The sequence below is a fragment of the Streptomyces virginiae genome (genome assembly GCF_041432505.1).
GTDB lineage: Bacteria > Actinomycetota > Actinomycetes > Streptomycetales > Streptomycetaceae > Streptomyces > Streptomyces virginiae_A.
Genome location: NZ_CP107871.1, coordinates 1,548,362 through 1,563,168 on the forward strand (window position 1 = coordinate 1,548,362; position 14,807 = coordinate 1,563,168).

Here is a 14,807-nt window from a genome sequence, read left to right on the forward strand (position 1 = left end):
GGTCAGGAGGTCGAGGGGTCAGGAGGCGAAGAGGCGGACCGGCCAGTCGGCATGGACCTGCGCCGAGATGTCCAGCAGCGGCGAGGAGGCCGCGGGCAGCGCCTGCGGGCCCTGGGAGCGGGCGCGCAGCGCGGCCCGCTCCGCCTCGGTGGCGACGGCGTCGAGTTCGGGGGCGAGCCGGGCCAGTACCCCGCTCGCCTCGAAGGGGTCCAGGCCCAGCAGCCGTACGGTCGCCGTGGCGGGCCCGCCGACGCTCTCGTACGCCGCCACGTGCGCGGCGTCCGACGGCCCGAGGCCGGCCGCCCGGGCGGTGACGCCGAGCACCACGGGCTGGTGGGCTCCGCGCGGGAACGCCGCGGCCAGGGCCTCCAGTTCGGCGGCGGGCCAGGTGGCCCGGGCGGCCCGCAGCAGTTGCCGTCCCAGCCGTCGGGCCGCGGTGCGCAGCGCCGGGGAGGGGGTACGGGCATCGGCGGCGGCGTCGAGGGCGGCCGGGTCGAGCCCGAGGGCGGCGGCCGCGGCGAGCGCGGCGGCGGTGAGGCCGGCGGTGTGCAGCCGGCCTCGGCAGAAGTCCTCCAGGGTGGCGGCGTCATGGATCCGGCCCGCCTTGCAGGCGGCCTCGGCCCCGCCGGAGTGGGCGTGGCCCCCGGCGGGGAAGCGGCCGTCGGCGAGGACGAGCAGCGCGGCGCGGCTCATCGACAGGGACCTCTTCTCAAACGGTCGGAACGGTCAGGACGGTGGGGACGGTCGGGACGCGGAGAGCGGTCAGAACAGGAAGTAGCGCTGGGCCATCGGCAGTTCCGCCGCGGGCGCCGGTTCCACGGGCTCGCCGTCGATGGTGACCGTGAAGGTGTCGGCGTCGACCTCGACCCTCGGCATGGCGTCGTTGTTGCGCATGTCGGCCTTGGTGACCTTGCGGGTGCTCTCGATGGCCACGAACCGCTTGCCCAGCCCGAGCCGTTCCGGCAGCCCGTCGTCGAGCGCCGCCTGGGCGGTGAAGTTCAGCGAGTTGAGGCCGGGTGCGCGGCCGTGGCTGCCGAACATGGGCCGGGGCAGGACGGGCTGCGGCGTGGGGATGGAGGCGTTGGCATCGCCCATCTGCGCGTAGGCGATCTGGCCGCCCTTGATGACGAGTTCGGGCTTGACCCCGAAGAAGGCCGGGTTCCACAGGACCAGGTCGGCGAGTTTGCCGGTCTCGACGGAGCCGATCTCGCGGGCGAGCCCTTGAGCCACCGCGGGGTTGATCGTGTACTTGGCGACGTAGCGGCGGGCCCGGTGGTTGTCGGCGGGGCCGTCGCCGGGGAGGAAGCCGCGGCGCTTCTTCATCACGTGGGCGGTCTGCCAGGTGCGCAGGACGACCTCGCCGACCCGGCCCATGGCCTGGGAGTCGGAGGAGATGATGGAGATGGCCCCGAGGTCGTGGAGGACGTCCTCGGCGGCGATGGTCGAGGGTCGGATCCGCGATTCGGCGAAGGCGAGGTCCTCGGGGACGGCCGGGTTGAGGTGGTGGCAGACCATCAGCATGTCGAGGTGTTCCTCGACGGTGTTGACGGTGTGCGGCCGGGTGGGGTTGGTGGAGCTGGGCAGTATGTTCGGCTCGGAGACCACGGTGATGATGTCGGGCGCGTGCCCGCCGCCCGCGCCCTCGGTGTGGTACGAGTGGATGGTCCGCCCGGCGATGGCGGCGAGGGTGTCGGCGACGAACCCGGCCTCGTTGAGCGTGTCGGTGTGGATGGCGACCTGGGCGCCGGTCTCCTCGCAGACCGAGAGGCAGGCGTCGATGACGGCGGGGGTGGCCCCCCAGTCCTCGTGGATCTTGAACCCGAGGGCGCCGCCGCGCAGCTGGGAGTGCATCGCCTCGCGGGACATGGTGTTGCCCTTGCCGAGCAGGCCGATGTTGACCGGGTAGGCCTCCAGGGCCGCGAACATCCGGGCCAGGTGCCAGGGCCCGGGGGTCACGGTGGTGGCCTTGGTCCCCTCGGCCGGTCCGGTGCCGCCGCCGACGAGGGTGGTGATCCCGGAGGCGAGCGCCTCCTCGATGACCGTCGGGGAGATGAAGTGGACGTGGGCGTCGATGGCGCCGGCGGTGACGATCTTCCCGTTGCCGGCGATGATCTCGGTCTCGGGGCCGATGACCAGTGCGGGATCGACCCCGTCCATGGTGTCGGGGTTGCCCGCCTTGCCGATGCCGCAGATCCGGCCGTCGCGGATGCCGAGGTCGGCCTTGACGATGCCCCAGTGGTCCAGGACGACGACGCCGGTGATCACGGTGTCGGGGGCGCCCTCGGCCCGGGTGGTGCGGGCCTGCCCCATGGATTCACGGATCACCTTGCCGCCGCCGAAGACGGCCTCGTCGCCGGCCCGCCCGGGGCCGCCGCCGAGGTCCTGCTCGATCTCGACGAAGAGGTCGGTGTCGGCGAGGCGGATCCGGTCTCCGGCGGTCGGCCCGAAGAGGTCGGCGTACACCTGGCGCGAGAGCTCAGCCATCGAGCGGTCCTCCGGTCTCGCCGCGCAGTCCGGGTACGGTGCGCGAGCCCCCCAGGGGGACGAGTTCCACCGCGACCGGGATGCCCGGCTCGAAGCGGACGGCGGTACCGGCGGCGACGTTGAGCCGGAGCCCGTGGGCGGCGGCGCGGTCGAAGTCGAGGCCGGGGTTGGCTTCGGCGAAGTGGTAGTGGGAGCCGACCTGGACCGGCCGGTCGGCGGCGTTGAGCACGGTGAGGCGGGTGACGGGACGGCCCTCGTTGAGGAGCACCGGGCCGTCCCCGTAGGCGATTTCGCCGGGGATCATGCGGGGGTACTCCGTTTCAGACGATCGGGTCGTGGACGGTGACGAGCTTGGTGCCGTCCGGGAAGGTCGCCTCGACCTGGACGTCGTGGATCATCTCGGGGATCCCCTCCATGACCTCCTCGCGGGTCAGGACGGTGCGGCCCGAGGCCATCAGCTCCGCCACCGTCCGGCCGTCACGGGCCCCCTCCAGGAGGTGCGACGTGATCAGCGCGATCGCCTCCGGATGGTTGAGGCGGACCCCGCGCGCCCTCCGTTTCTCGGCCACGTCGGCGGCCACGTGGATGAGCAGTCTCTCCTGCTCGTGCGGTGTCAGTTGCACGTGTATCACCAAGCTTCCGGGACAAGATCAACAAGGGGCGGGGCGACCCTATCGGCCTTCAACACTTTGTTGACCTGCGCATATCCGAACCAAGCGAGTCTTGCCCAACACTGGGAAAGGCTTTCCGCCCCGACCACCGCCGCTTTACCGGATCATGGGTGATCATTGGCGGTCGAACGTGGCCGCCACGCTAAGCGCTGCGCTTTTCCGCTGAGTTAACCCACGTTTCCGGCAGGTACCCGGTTCAACTCCGGTGGCCCACGCGCCCGATTCCGTATACGGCTCCGCCTGCGGACGCCCCATCGAGGAGACAGATGTTCATCAATCCCGTCCGGCACATCACCTTCGACGCCCTCGACCCCTACCGGGTCGCCGAGTTCTGGTCCGCGGTGACCGGCTACACGTTCCACCCCGACGACGTGGAGGGGGACGACGAGGTCATGCTGGAACCCGGCCGGCCCGGGGTACCGGGGCTGCTCTTCATCCGGGTCCCGGACGCCAAGTCCGTCAAGAACCGCGTCCACTTGGACATCCAGCCGCCCACCGGCACCCGGGACGAGACCGTGGAGCGCCTGATCGGCCTCGGAGCGAAGCTCGTCGACGACCGCCGCGACGCCGACGGCGTGGCAGGCTGGGTGGTACTCGCCGACCCCGAGGGCAACGAGCTGTGCATCGAGCGCAGCGCGGGCGAACGCGGCCTTCTCTGAGCCGTCCCCAACAGGTCAGCGGCCGAAGACGCTCCGCGCCGGGGCGCCGACGCTCCAGGGCAGCGCGATCCACACCGTCTTGCCGCCGTCCTCGGTCGGGGTGACCGAGAGTCGGCCCCCCGCCTCCGCGGTCAGCCAGCGGATGATGACCATGCCCCGGCCGTTGTCCTGCTGGACGGCGGCCGGGAGCCGCTTGGGCCAGCGCGGGTGGCTGTCGGTCACCCCGACGCGCAACCACTCCTGGCGCTCCAGACGGATGTCGACGGTGAAGGTGGGCGACTGGCCGAAGGTGTGCTGCACGGCGTTGGTGGCGAGCTCCGAGACGATCAGCCGGACGCTGTCGGCGGTGTCGGCGTCATCGGGGAGTCCCCACTCGCTCAGCACCTCCGCGACGTAGCGTCGGGCAGTGGCGACCGAGGCGGGATCGCTCGGCAGAGTGACGGATGCTTCCTGGTGATCTGCCATGGCGACGGTCCCTTTCCCACCGGGGCGAAAAGCCCCGGATCTGTGCTGGACGCCAGAGTGCCACCCATCGTGCCGTCACATCTGCCTTTCCCCCAAGATATGCATATATCTGTCGCTCGATGCGGTGAACTCTGCTACGGAAGAGCGTATTCGGACGGCAAACTGGTGCGAGCTGTGCCGGTGGAAGGAGGCGGGTGTGCAGCACGGTCCCGCGGTGCGCCGACGCAAGCTCGGCGAGGAACTGCGTGCCCTACGCGACCGGTCCGGACTCACCAGTGGTGAGGCGGCCCGGATCATGGGGTGGCACCAGTCGAAGATCAGCCGTATCGAGACGGGCCGCAGCGGCGTGAAGCCGGAGGACATCCGGCTGCTCCTCGATGCCTACGGGGAGATCGTCAGCCCCGAGCAACGCGCGCTGCTGGAGGCGCTGTCGGCCTCGGCCGCCGGCCCCGGCCCGGCGGGCGACACCGGGCGCGGCCGCCAGTGGTGGCACGACTACCGGGGGCTCTTGCCGCAGGAGTACCGGGACTTCATCAGCCTGGAGGCCGGGGCGCGGTCGGCCCGCACCGTGGAGCTGTCCGTGGTGCCGGGGCTGCTGCAGACCCCCGAGTACGCGCGGGCCGTGACCCGGGCGGCGCTGGGCGGGCTGCCGGAGCCGAAGGTGGACGCGCTGGTCGACGTACGGCTGGCCCGGCAGACGGTGCTGCGGGCCGATCCGCCGCTGGAGCTGAGCGCCGTACTGGACGAGGCGGTGCTGCGCCGTCAGATCGGCGGGCCCGGGGTGATGGCCGAGCAATTGCGACATCTGGCGGAGGTGTCGAGGCTGCCTCAAGTGCGCCTGCAGGTGCTTCCGTTCAGCGTCGGAGGGCATCTCGGCCTGACCGGACCGTTCGTTATTTTTTCATTTCCGGACATCGCTGATCTGGATGTGGTGGTACTCGACCATTTGACGAGTAGCCTCTATCTGGAGCGGAAGGAAGACCTTGAGGCGTACGGCGCCGCGTTCCGCACCATCCAGGCGCACGCCCTCCCGCCCCAGGACTCGTCGGATCTCATCAGCTCACTCGCTGACGACGCGTAAGGAGGCACCCCCGTGTCCGCAACCCCGTTATCCCCCGGCGGACTTCTGATCAGCGCGCGGTGGCGGCGGAGCAGCCGCAGCACCGGAATGAACAACTGCGTGGAAGCGGCAGTCCTGGACGGCGGTCTGCTGGCCGTCCGTGACTCCAAGCGCACGGACGGCCCGGCCGTGCTCTTCACCGGATCCGCCTGGACCGGCTTCCTCGCCTCGGTACGGGCCGACGTGCACGCGTAGCCCGACCCGGGACCACCCGGACACCCGACCGGGAACGCCCCGGGAGCGACCGGGACCGCCCGGGAACCCCCCGAACGCCCAGGACTTCGGCCGCTACGGCCTACCGGCCCTGGCCGTCCGTGGCTCCGGCGGGTGCGGTCGCCAGGATCGTCCCGACCGCCCGATCGATCTCGTCCCCCGTGAGATCGGCCCGGGCGGTCAGCCGCAGCCGGGAGATGCCGTCCGGCACCGACGGCGGACGGAAGCACCCCACGAACAGTCCCGCCTCGCGGCAGTCGGCGGCCCAGCGCAGTGCCGCCGACGCCGAGGGGGCCCGTACCGACACCACGGCCGCGTCCGGCCGGGCCGCGGTCAGGCCGGACGCGGTGAGTCGCCCGTACAACTGGGCGGCCACCTCGCGGGCGCGGTCCGCGCGCTCCGGTTCCCGCTGGAGCAGGCGCAGGCTCGCCAGCGCCGCTCCGGCGGCGGCCGGGGCCAGTCCGGTGTCGAAGATGAAGGTGCGCGCGGTGTTGACCAGGTGCCTGATCACCTTGGCCGGACCGAGCACGGCCCCGCCCTGGCTGCCCAGGGACTTCGAGAGGGTCAGGGTGGCGACCACGTAGGGCGCCCCCGCGAGCCCGGCGGCATGCAGCGCGCCCCGGCCGCCCTCGCCCAGCACGCCCAGCCCGTGGGCGTCGTCGACGACCAGGGCGGCGCCCTCGTCCCGGCAGGCGGCGGCGTACTCGGCCAGCGGGGCGGCGTCCCCGTCCACGGAGAACACCGAGTCGCTGACCAGTAGCGCCCGGCCCTCGTGCGCGGCGAGCGTCTTGCGCGCGGTGTCCGGGTCGGCGTGCGGGACCACGGCGGTCTCGGCGCGCGAGAGCCGGCAGCCGTCGACGATCGAGGCATGGTTCCCGGCGTCGGACACGACCAGCGTGCCCCGGCCGCTGAGCGCGGTGACCGCGGCCAGATTGGCGGCGTAGCCGGAGGACAGGACGAGCGCGGCCTCGAAGCCGCAGAAGGCGGCGAGCTCCCGCTCCAGTTCGGTGTGCAGCTCGGTGGTGCCGGTCACGAGCCGCGAACCGGTGGCTCCGGCGCCCCAGGTCGCGGCCGCCTCCTGCGCCCCGCGGACGGTCTCGGGGTGCAGGGACAGGCCGAGGTAGTCGTTGCTCGCCAGGTCCAGCAGCGGCGACACGGACGGCCGGGGGCGCAGGGTGCGGACGAGGCCGGCCTCCTCCCGCGCGCGCTCCGCGTCGTCGATCCACGCGAAGACGTCCACCGGGTCGGGAGTGAGCTGGGGCATCGGCACGTCCTCGTGTTTTGTCGGCAGTCCACAGACCTGCCCCGACCCTAGCTCGCGTGACCGCTGCGCCAGGTGTGGTGATACACACACACCCATCCGGCCATGTTGTGCGATCTCTCCTTGGCCGGGAGCGGGGGTGTGGGACAGGATCTGGTCCATGGACCTGCTGAACACCCTGGTGGACAAGGGGCTGCGGCGCGAGCTGCCGACCCGCGAAGAAGCGCTCGCCGTACTGGCGACTTCTGACGACGAACTGCTCGACGTGGTGGCCGCGGCCGGCAAGGTGCGCCGCCAGTGGTTCGGGCGTCGCGTCAAGCTGAACTACCTGGTCAACCTGAAGTCGGGCCTGTGCCCCGAGGACTGCTCCTACTGTTCCCAGCGCCTGGGATCGACGGCCGGGATCCTCAAGTACACCTGGCTGAAGCCCGAGGAGGCCTCCCAGGCCGCCGCCGCCGGCGTCGCGGGCGGCGCCAAGCGGGTCTGCCTGGTCGCCAGCGGCCGCGGGCCGACGGACCGGGACGTGGACCGCGTCGGCAAGACGATCGCGGCGATCAAGGAGCAGAACGAGGGCGTCGAGGTCTGCGCGTGCCTCGGCCTGCTCTCGGACGGCCAGGCGGAGCGACTGCGGGACGCGGGCGCGGACGCCTACAACCACAACCTCAACACGTCCGAGGCGACGTACGGGCAGATCACCAAGACCCACACCTACGCCGACCGCGTCGACACGGTGCAGAAGGCGCACGGCGCCGGTCTGTCCGCGTGCTCCGGTCTGATCGCGGGCATGGGCGAGAGCGACGAGGACCTCGTCGACGTCGTCTTCTCGCTGCGCGAGCTGGACGCGGACTCGGTGCCGGTCAACTTCCTGATCCCGTTCGAGGGCACCCCGCTGGCCAAGGAGTGGAACCTCACCCCGCAGCGCTGCCTGCGCATCCTGGCGATGGCGCGGTTCGTCTGCCCCGACGTCGAGGTCCGCCTCGCCGGCGGGCGCGAGGTGCACCTGCGCTCGATGCAGCCGCTGGCCCTGCACATCGTCAACTCGATCTTCCTCGGCGACTACCTGACCAGTGAGGGCCAGGCCGGTCAGACCGACCTCGACATGATCGCGGACGCCGGTTTCGAGGTGGAGGGCGCCGGTACGTCGACCCTTCCCGCGCACCGCTCCGACGCCCTGGCCTCCGCCACCGGTGGGGGCTGCGGTTCGAACGGCGGCGCCTCGCTCTGCGGTTCGGGCGCGCCCGCCGAGGGCGACGAGGCCGCGGGCTGCGGCTCGGCGTGCGGCGGCTGCTCCGGCCACGCGCCGGCGGCCCGGACGTCCGCACCGGTCCAGGCCGAGGCCGGCGAGGTCCGCCCGGAGCTGGTGGCGGTGCGCCGACGCGGCGCGGGGACGGACGTCGCCCCCAATGCCTGATCAGCTCGACCCCCTGTCGGCCGGCGCGGAACTGCTCGCGCTGGACCGGCAGCACGTCTGGCACCCGTACGGCCCGATGCCCGGGCGGCAGGAGCCGCTGGTCATCGCCTCCGCCTCGGGGGTGCGGCTGCGGCTCGCCGACCCGTCCCAGGGACACGGTCACGAAGAGCTGGTCGACGGCATGTCCTCCTGGTGGTCGGCCATCCACGGCTACAACCACCCGGTGCTCAACGAGGCCGCCACGGCGCAGCTGGGCCGGATGTCGCACGTGATGTTCGGCGGGCTCACCCATGAGCCCGCCGTCCGGCTCGCCGCCAAGCTCGTCGAGATCACCCCGCCGGGGCTGGAGCACGTCTTCCTCTCCGACTCGGGCTCGGTGTCCGTCGAGGTCGCGGTCAAGATGTGTCTCCAGTACTGGCGTTCGCTGGGGCGGACGGGCAAGACCCGGCTGCTGACCTGGCGCGGTGGCTACCACGGGGACACCTGGCAGCCGATGGCCGTCTGCGACCCGGACGGCGGGATGCACGAGCTGTGGCAGGGTCACCTGCCGCGGCAGGTCTTCGCGGACGCGCCGCCCGCCGGTTTCGACACGCCCGTGGACCCGGCGTACGCCGACCACCTGCGCGCCACGATCTCGGCACACGCGGACGAGCTGGCCGCGGTCATCGTGGAGCCGGTGGTGCAGGGTGCGGGCGGTATGCGCTTCCACCACCCGGGCCACCTGCGGGTCCTGCGCGAGCTGTGCGACGAGTACGGGGTCCTGCTGATCCTGGACGAGATCGCCACGGGCTTCGGCCGTACGGGCACGCTCTTCGCGGCCGACCACGCGGGGATCACCCCGGACGTGATGTGCCTGGGCAAGTCGCTGACCGGCGGCTACCTCACACTGGCGGCCACCCTGTGCACGCCGCGGGTGGCGGACGGCATCTCGCAGGGCGAAGTCCCGGTGCTGGCGCACGGGCCGACCTTCATGGGCAACCCGCTGGCCACGGCCGTGGCCCTGGCCTCGATCGAGCTGCTGCTCGGTCAGGACTGGGCGACGGACGTCAAGCGGATCGAGGCGGGGCTGCGCGAGGGCCTGGCGGCGGCGTCCGACATCCCCGGTGTGAAGGACGTACGCGTCCTGGGCGCCATCGGCGTGGTCCAGCTCGACCACGAGATCGACGTGCCGGCGGCCACCCGGGCGGCGGTGCGCGAGGGCGTGTGGGTGCGCCCGTTCCGGGACCTGATCTATGTCATGCCGCCGTTCGTGACCGGCGACGAGGACGTGGCCCGGATCTGCCGTGCGGTGTGCGCGGCGGCGCAGGAAGGTTGAGATGTCCGTATTGATGGTGTCCGGCACGGGCACCGAGATCGGCAAGACGGTGGTCACGTCGGCGATCGCGGCCGCCGCGGTGGCCGCCGGCCGCTCGGTGGCCGTGCTCAAGCCCGCGCAGACGGGTGTCGGCCCGCAGGAGCCGGGGGACGCCGCTGAGGCGGTCCGGCTGGCCGGTCCCTCCGTCACGGCGGTGGAACTGGCCCGCTATCCGGAGCCCTTGGCCCCGGACACGGCGGCCCGGCGCTCGGGTCTGGCGACGCTCTCCCCGGCGCAGATCGCGGAGGCCGCGCAGCGGCTGTCGCAGGACCACGACCTGGTCCTGGTGGAGGGCGCGGGCGGGCTGCTCGTGCGCTTCGACGAGGCGGGCCACACGCTGGCCGACGCGGCACGCCTGCTCGGCGCGCCGACGCTGCTCGTCGCCCAGGCGGGTCTCGGCACGCTCAGCTCCACCACCCTCGCGGCGGAGGCGCTGCGGGCCCGGGACCTGATCGGGTCGGGTGTGGTGGTCGGCAGTTGGCCGCGCATCCCGGATCTGGCGGCCCGCTGCAACCTGGCGGACCTCACGAAGTCCTCGGGACTGCCGCTGCTGGGCGCGGTCCCGGAGGGCTCGGGAACCCTCACGCCGGACCGGTTCCGGGCGTCGGCCCCCACCTGGCTGGCCCCGACCCTCTCGGGCACCTGGTCGGCGGATTCCTTCCTCGCCACCTGGGCCCCGCCGCCCTACCTCCCGGCCGCCCCCGACCCCGCCGGCGTCTGAGGCGCGGGACGGGGAGCGGGGGGCGCCGGAGCGGTCGTACCGCGGCTTCACCGCGGCGGGTCCTCCCCCGTGAGCCCGTCGACGGATGCACGGATGAGGTCGGCGTGGCCGGCGTGGCGCGCGTACTTCTCGACGAGGTCGAGAAGGACGCGCCGGAGGTCGGGGCGTTCGCCGCGTGGAGCGCCTCCGGTGTGTCCTCGGCGGCGGAGCGGTGGTCCCGGTCGGGGGCGCTGTACCGGTCGACCGCGTCCCAGGGAGCACCGACCGGGGAGCCGAGCCACAGCCGGGCGAAGTGGCTGTCCTCCACATGCGCCTGGTGCTTGAGGAGGCCGCCGAGAGTGATCGTGGACGGGCCGAGTGTGGCGCGCAGGCCGGCGGCGTCCAGGCCGGAGCACTTCCAGGCCGAGGCGGCCCGCCGGCGTTCGAGCGCGCCGAGGACGGCTGCCGCCTCGGCGCCGGCGAGGGGCGGTTCCGGCCAGGCCTCCGCGGTGGGATCGGTCATGGCCGCGGACCTTGGTCAACGGCGCCGACGGCCCGGCCGGCGGGCGACGGACAGGCCCTGACGACCAGGCACCAGGCACTACTGGCCGAGCGGCTTGACCCAGCGCGTCCACTGCTCCTGGGGCCGGTAGCCCACCGCGTCCCACACCCGGTGCGCCCGCTCGTTGCGGTCCAGCACCATCGCGTCCCCCCCGGCGCCCGCCGAGCGCCACGAACCGCTCCTCCGCGGCGGCCAACAGCGCGGCCCCGATGCCTTGCCTGCGGTGCCCCGGATGCACGGCGAGCCGGTAGAGGTGGCAGCGCCATCCGTCGAATCCGGCGATCACCGTGCCGACGAGTTCCCCGTCGCGTCGGGCGAGGAGCAACGCCCCGGGGTCCCGCTCGTGCAGACGCTCGACCCCGGCGAGATCGTCGCTGATACTCGTTCCCTCCGCGGCGGCCCTCCAGAAGTCCAGGACCGCGGCCAGGTCGGTGGTCGCCGCGGAACCGATATGAAGATCAGTCATGGCCGAACCCCATCATCCGACCGCGCTCCGCCGAAAGAATGATCCGTTCCCTTTGCTCGTCCTTTACCATGTGGTGAAAGGTCCCTCTTGAGTGAAAGGTGTGAGCGTCCGCCCATGGGCGAGCCTCCCAGTCCCCGACATACCCGTTCGCGACATCGCGCGATCCCCCGCCTCCTGGCCGATCATGGGACGGAGGTGATCGACCGATGACCGAGGTGCTCCTGCTCGTCGTGGCACTGGTGCTCTGCATCGTCTGCGGGGTCTTCGTCGCCGCCGAGTTCTCGCTCACGACCGTCGAACGCAGCGAGCTCGAACGAGCCGTCGAGCGTGGCGAGCGTGGCGCGGACAGCGCCCTGGCCGCCGTCCGCACCCTGACGTTCCAGCTCTCCGGTGCCCAGCTCGGCATCACCGTCACCGGCCTGGTCATCGGCATGATCTCCAAGCCCTCGATCTCCGCCCTGCTCCAGGGCCCCTTCGAGGCCATGGGCCTGTCGGCCGCCACCGCCTCCTCCGCCGCGCTGATCCTCGGCACCGCGCTCTCGACCGTCGTCCTGATGGTCGTCGGCGAGCTGGTGCCCAAGAACTGGGCGATCTCCTCCCCGCTCGCGATCGCCAAGCGCGTGGCGACCATGCAGCGGGTCTTCAGCCGGGCGTTCCGGCCCCTGATCAGCCACCTCAACACCACCGCGAACCACATGGTGCGCCGCTTCGGCCTGGAGCCGGCCGAGGCACTGGCCTCCGCCCGCACGCCGCAGGAGCTGGTCGCCCTCGCGCGCCACTCGGCGAAGGCGGGCGCGCTGGAGAAGGACACCGCCGAGCTGTTCGTCCGCACGCTGAACCTCGCCGATCTGACCGCCGAGAACGTGATGACTCCGCGCGTCCAGGTCACCGCCCTCGACGTGCAGACCACGGCCGAGGACGTCGCGAACGCGACGCTGGCGACCGGCCTGTCCCGCTTCCCGGTGTACCGGGGCAGCCTCGACACCGTCGTCGGCACCGTCCACGTCAAGGACGTCCTGGCCCTGCCGGCCGCGGAGCGTCGCCGCCGCCCCGTGTCGCAGCTGCTGCGTGAGCCCCTGTTCGTACCGGAGTCGCTGACGGTGGACCGGCTGCTGGACCGACTGTCCGGCAAGCAGACGATGGCCGTGGTCATCGACGAGTACGGCGGCACGGCCGGCGTGGCCACGCTGGAGGACATCGTCGAGGAGGTCGTCGGCGAGGTCCGCGACGAGCACGACCCGCACGAGACCCCGGATCTGGCCCCGGCCGGTACGGACGAGGCCGGGAACCTGCTCTACTCCGCCGACGGCGCGGCGCGCACCGACCAGCTCCGGCTGATCGGACTGCGCGTGCCGGACGGCCCGTACGAGACCCTGGCGGGCCTGATAGCGACCGAGCTGGGCCGGATCCCGGCGGTCGGCGACCGGATGGAACTGAACGGCTGGCGCCTGGATGTGGTGGACGCCGCCGGGCGTCGGGCCTCGCGTGTGCTGCTGCACGCCCCGGCCGAACCCGCCGAGGGTACGGAGGAGGCCCGATGACCGTCATCCAGCTGCTGATCGGCCTGGCGACCTTGGTCGTCAACGCCTTCTTCGTCGGCGCGGAGTTCGCGCTGATCTCGGTCCGGCGCAGCCAGATCGAACCGTACGCCGAGCAGGGCGACCGGCGCGGCCGCGCCGTCCTGTGGGGCCTGGAGCACGTGTCGGCGCTGATGGCGGCGGCCCAGCTGGGCATCACGCTGTGCACCCTGGTGCTGGGTGTGGTGGCCGAGCCGGCCATCGCGCATCTGCTGACCCCGCTGTTCGACCTGGTCGGGGTACCGGCGGGCCTGACCCACGCGATCTCCTTCGTGGTGGCGCTGACGCTGGCGACGTACCTGCACATGCTGTTCGGCGAGATGGTGCCGAAGAACGTGGCGCTGGCCGAGCCCGTGCGGACCGCGCTGCTGCTGGGGCCGCCGCTGGTGACCCTCACGCGGGCGCTGCGGCCGGTGATCTTCACGATCAACGCCTTCGCCAACACCCTGCTGCGCCTGCTGCGGGTGGAGGTGAAGGACGAGGTCGGCGCGACCTTCACGGACGACGAGCTGGCCCGGATGGTCAAGGACTCCAGTGACGCGGGGCTCCTGGACGACCGGGCGAGCGAGCGCCTGCACGACGCCCTGGAACTGGGCCGGCGGCCGGTGACCGACGTGGTGCTGCCGGCGGACCGGGTGGTGACGGCACGCGAGGGCATCACCCCGGGCGGGCTGGAGCTCCTGTCGGCCGACTCCGGGTACTCCCGGTTCCCGGTGATCGACGCGGAGCACAAGATCCTGGGCTATCTGCACGTGAAGGACGTCCTGGACGTGGACGACGAGGAGCGGGACGAGCCGTTCCCGGTGTCGGCGCTGCGGCCGATCGCCCAGGTACGGGCGGAGACCCCGTTGGACGACGCCCTGACCGCGATGCGGCGCAGCCGTACGCACCTGGCGGCGGTGCTCGGGGCGGACGGCGCCATGACGGGCCTGGTGACGATGGAGGACGTACTGCGGGAGCTGTTCGGCAGGCCCGCCTCCATGTGATCGTTCGAGGTGTGCGGTCCCCGGCCCTGCGCAGCCGGGGTACCGCGCGGTAACATCAGTCCGCCATGGAGATGAATGCCTCTTACACCAGTTTTGTCGCGATCGGTGACTCCTTCACCGAGGGCATGTCCGACCTGCTTCCGGACGGCTCCTACCGCGGATGGGCGGATCTGCTGGCCGCCCGACTCGCCGCCCGGGAGCCGGGCTTCCGCTACGCGAACCTCGCGGTCCGCGGCAAGCTGATCGGCCAGATCGCCGAGGACCAGGTCCCCGTGGCGGCGGCGATGGGCGCCGACGTGGTGACCCTGGTGGGCGGGCTGAACGACGCCCTTCGCCCCAAGGTGGACATGGGTCGGGTCCGCGACCACCTGGAGTCGGCGGTGGAACTCCTGGCCCCGTCCTGCAAGCGCCTCGTCCTGATGCGCTCCCCGGGGCGCAACGGGCCGGTGATGGAACGCTTCCGCCCGCGCATGGAGGAGCTCTTCGCCACCATCGAGGAGCTCGGCGCCAAGCACGGCGCCGTGGTGGTCGACCTGTACGGGGCCTCCGTGCTCGCGGACCCCCGGATGTGGGACGTCGACCGGCTGCACCTGACCGCCGAGGGCCACCTCCGGGTCGCGGAGGCCGTGTGGCAGGCGCTGGGCCTGCCCGCCGAACAGGACTGGCGCACCGAACTGCCGACCGAGGCTCCCCCCGGCTGGGGCGTGCGCCGGACCCAGGACCTCAGCTTCGCCCGGCAGCATCTGCTCCCCTGGATCGGCCGCCGCCTGACGGGCCGCTCCTCCGGGGACGGCCGCCCGGCCAAGCGCCCCGAGCTGCTGCCGTACGGGGACACCGCCTCGTAGCAAGCCACAATCCCGAGTGGTGGCCCTACCTGC

15 protein-coding genes and 2 pseudogenes are annotated in these 14,807 nt (G+C 72.4%); 9 read left to right on the forward strand and 8 right to left on the reverse strand.

Annotated elements, in window-relative coordinates; genetic code table 11:
• Positions 1 to 18 precede the first annotated feature (18 nt).
• From OG624_RS07175 to OG624_RS07190, 4 genes are all read right to left on the reverse strand, one after another.
• Complete coding sequence (locus OG624_RS07175; protein WP_352164853.1) at positions 19 to 693, reverse strand: urease accessory protein UreF; 675 nt, start codon at positions 691 to 693, stop codon at positions 19 to 21.
• Between the two features lie 69 nt (positions 694 to 762).
• Complete coding sequence (locus tag OG624_RS07180; protein WP_033220941.1) at positions 763 to 2,484, reverse strand: urease subunit alpha; 1,722 nt, start codon at positions 2,482 to 2,484, stop codon at positions 763 to 765.
• A complete protein-coding gene (locus OG624_RS07185) occupies positions 2,477 to 2,788 on the reverse strand; it encodes an urease subunit beta (protein WP_033220939.1) in 312 nt (103 codons plus the stop codon). The genes OG624_RS07180 and OG624_RS07185 overlap by 8 nt, the downstream gene beginning before the upstream one ends.
• A 16-nt stretch (positions 2,789 to 2,804) precedes the next feature.
• A complete protein-coding gene (locus OG624_RS07190; RefSeq protein WP_030011137.1) occupies positions 2,805 to 3,107 on the reverse strand; it encodes an urease subunit gamma in 303 nt (100 codons plus the stop codon).
• Between the two features lie 314 nt (positions 3,108 to 3,421).
• Between OG624_RS07190 and OG624_RS07195 the strand changes: the two genes are divergently transcribed.
• Positions 3,422 to 3,814 carry a VOC family protein gene (locus tag OG624_RS07195; RefSeq protein ID WP_033220937.1) on the forward strand — a complete coding sequence of 131 codons (393 nt, stop codon included), beginning with the start codon at positions 3,422 to 3,424 and terminating at the stop codon, positions 3,812 to 3,814.
• A 15-nt stretch (positions 3,815 to 3,829) separates the two neighbouring features.
• Here the strand turns inward: OG624_RS07195 and OG624_RS07200 are convergent, their stop codons facing one another.
• Positions 3,830 to 4,279 (reverse strand): ATP-binding protein, encoded by a 450-nt coding sequence (locus OG624_RS07200; RefSeq protein WP_161292894.1) that lies wholly within the window; start codon positions 4,277 to 4,279, stop codon positions 3,830 to 3,832.
• Positions 4,280 to 4,475: 196 nt separating this feature from the next.
• Here OG624_RS07200 and OG624_RS07205 point away from each other — a divergent pair, with 196 nt between their 5' ends.
• Complete coding sequence (locus tag OG624_RS07205) at positions 4,476 to 5,360, forward strand: helix-turn-helix domain-containing protein (RefSeq protein ID WP_033220933.1); 885 nt, start codon at positions 4,476 to 4,478, stop codon at positions 5,358 to 5,360.
• A gap of 12 nt (positions 5,361 to 5,372) precedes the next feature.
• A complete protein-coding gene (locus tag OG624_RS07210) occupies positions 5,373 to 5,594 on the forward strand; it encodes a DUF397 domain-containing protein (protein ID WP_033220930.1) in 222 nt (73 codons plus the stop codon).
• A 100-nt stretch (positions 5,595 to 5,694) separates the two neighbouring features.
• Here OG624_RS07210 and OG624_RS07215 read toward each other — a convergent pair whose 3' ends face one another.
• Positions 5,695 to 6,876, reverse strand: coding sequence for an 8-amino-7-oxononanoate synthase (locus OG624_RS07215; RefSeq protein WP_033220928.1), 1,182 nt, complete (start codon positions 6,874 to 6,876; stop codon positions 5,695 to 5,697).
• Positions 6,877 to 7,033: 157 nt separating this feature from the next.
• Here OG624_RS07215 and bioB point away from each other — a divergent pair, with 157 nt between their 5' ends.
• The 3 genes from bioB to bioD are packed head-to-tail and all read left to right on the forward strand — an operon-like array spanning position 7,034 to position 10,359.
• Positions 7,034 to 8,284, forward strand: coding sequence for a biotin synthase BioB (bioB, locus tag OG624_RS07220; protein ID WP_033220926.1), 1,251 nt, complete (start codon positions 7,034 to 7,036; stop codon positions 8,282 to 8,284).
• Complete coding sequence (locus tag OG624_RS07225) at positions 8,277 to 9,599, forward strand: adenosylmethionine--8-amino-7-oxononanoate transaminase (RefSeq protein WP_033220924.1); 1,323 nt, start codon at positions 8,277 to 8,279, stop codon at positions 9,597 to 9,599. Before bioB ends, OG624_RS07225 begins: the two co-directional genes overlap by 8 nt.
• 1 nt (position 9,600) lies before the next feature.
• Complete coding sequence (gene bioD / locus OG624_RS07230; RefSeq protein ID WP_033220922.1) at positions 9,601 to 10,359, forward strand: dethiobiotin synthase; 759 nt, start codon at positions 9,601 to 9,603, stop codon at positions 10,357 to 10,359.
• Between the two features lie 47 nt (positions 10,360 to 10,406).
• Here the strand turns inward: bioD and OG624_RS07235 are convergent.
• Both OG624_RS07235 and OG624_RS07240 read right to left on the reverse strand, forming a co-directional pair.
• A pseudogene (locus tag OG624_RS07235) lies at positions 10,407 to 10,861 on the reverse strand (mycothiol transferase).
• A gap of 78 nt (positions 10,862 to 10,939) precedes the next feature.
• Positions 10,940 to 11,366, reverse strand: a pseudogene (locus tag OG624_RS07240) (GNAT family N-acetyltransferase).
• Between the two features lie 206 nt (positions 11,367 to 11,572).
• Here OG624_RS07240 and OG624_RS07245 point away from each other — a divergent pair.
• From OG624_RS07245 to OG624_RS07255, 3 genes are all read left to right on the forward strand, one after another.
• Positions 11,573 to 12,907 (forward strand): hemolysin family protein, encoded by a 1,335-nt coding sequence (locus OG624_RS07245; RefSeq protein ID WP_371639232.1) that lies wholly within the window; start codon positions 11,573 to 11,575, stop codon positions 12,905 to 12,907.
• Complete coding sequence (locus tag OG624_RS07250; RefSeq protein WP_033220917.1) at positions 12,904 to 13,929, forward strand: hemolysin family protein; 1,026 nt, start codon at positions 12,904 to 12,906, stop codon at positions 13,927 to 13,929. Before OG624_RS07245 ends, OG624_RS07250 begins: the two co-directional genes overlap by 4 nt.
• A 65-nt stretch (positions 13,930 to 13,994) precedes the next feature.
• The gene (locus OG624_RS07255; RefSeq protein WP_371639233.1) at positions 13,995 to 14,774 is read left to right on the forward strand and encodes an SGNH/GDSL hydrolase family protein; all 780 of its coding nucleotides are present in this window, start codon (positions 13,995 to 13,997) and stop codon (positions 14,772 to 14,774) included.
• Positions 14,775 to 14,807: the final 33 nt, after the last annotated feature.